The sequence below is a fragment of the Streptococcus parasanguinis genome (assembly GCF_023109675.1).
Lineage (GTDB): Bacteria > Bacillota > Bacilli > Lactobacillales > Streptococcaceae > Streptococcus > Streptococcus parasanguinis_I.
Genome location: NZ_JALDUR010000033.1, coordinates 1 through 1,437, shown reverse-complemented (window position 1 = coordinate 1,437; position 1,437 = coordinate 1). Strand labels below are relative to the sequence as shown.

1 protein-coding gene is annotated in these 1,437 nt (G+C 35.3%); it reads right to left on the bottom strand.

The features are described 5' to 3' along the window. Positions 1-31: 31 nt before the first annotated feature. Positions 32-1,380 (bottom strand): IS3 family transposase gene (locus M1G14_RS10870; RefSeq protein WP_118398572.1). Its coding sequence is split into 2 segments (ribosomal slippage): positions 32-939 and positions 939-1,380, totalling 1,350 coding nucleotides; the frame shifts between segments, so codons are not numbered across the junction. Between the last annotated feature and the right edge of the window lie 57 nt (positions 1,381-1,437).

Here is a 1,437-nt window from a genome sequence, read left to right as displayed (position 1 = left end):
TGTACTGACCCCAAAAAGTTAGACAAATAATTTAAGTTAAGGATTTAGTCCTGTATTGCACAGGACTAAGTCCTTTTAGTTTTACCTTAATTCGTTTGTTGTTGTAATAGTCAATATAGTTTACAATAGCTTGTTCCAATTGGTTAAGTGACTTAAATGTATTCTCGTAACCATAAAACATTTCCGATTTCAAAATGCCAAAGAAGGATTCCATCATGCCGTTGTCTGGGCTGTTTCCTTTACGTGACATGGACGGTTGAATTCCTTTATCCTCTAAAAAACGATGATAATACTGGTGTTGATACTGCCATCCTTGATCACTATGAAGAATTGTATTTGTGTAATGATTCTCAGTAAAGGCCTGGTCTAACATAGCTTTCACTTGTTCTAAATTCGGTGAAGTCGAAAGATTATAGGCGATAATTTCGCTATTAAAACCATCTAAAACTGGCGATAAATAAAGTTTTTGATTGCTTGCTGGAATGGCAAACTCGGTCACATCTGTGTAGCACTTTTCCATTGGCTTGGTTGCTTCAAATTGGCGTTGAATAAGATTATCTGCTTTCTTACCAATCTCTCCTTGGTATGAAGAATACTTCCGTTTACGACGAATACGAGCACTTAAACCAAGGACCTTCATCAGACGTTGGACCTTCTTATGATTCACTACAAAACCACGATTCCTCAATTCAAGAGTCATTCGACGATAGCCGTAATTCCCTTTATGCTCAGTAAAAATAGATTGAATTTCAACTTTAACATCATAATCCTTATCGCTTTGATCGAGCTGTTTTAAATGATAATAATAAGTTGAACGGGCAAGCTTAATAATCTTTAGAAGAATCTCTAAAGCAAACTCTGTTACCAATCCTCGGACAATTTCCGTTTTTCTTCTTGCTCTTTTTCGTCCCTCAATCGGAGTTCTCTCAACTTTTTTAGAACCGCATTCTCCGCTCTCAAGTACTCATTTTCTGCTTGAAGACGTTCTAGTTCTGTCATCTCTTCGGGTTTCTTCTTTGGCTTACGTCCCATTTTAGGTATCCTTCCTCTTGTTTTCTCAACAATAGTATACCCGTTTTTCTTATATTGTGCTATCCAATTATGCAACATTCCAACACTTGGAAGAGCATAATCTAGAGATACCTTTATTTGTGAACGACTTTCAAGCAGAACTTTATCAATGATTTCTTGTTTTAGTTCGGGAGAATAGTAACAATTCTTTCCTTTTTTGACGATTTCTATTCCATAACGATCAATCAATTTAATCATGTACTTAAGATTAGAAATGTTTATCCCAAATTGATTTGAAAGCTCTTTGAAGCTTCGCCCTTGTTTTTTATGTTCATAGATCTGAACTTTATCTTCATAAGTTAATTTCATAATAAAAACACCCCAAAAGTTAGATTTTTTTCTGTCTAACTTTTGGGGTGCAGTTCA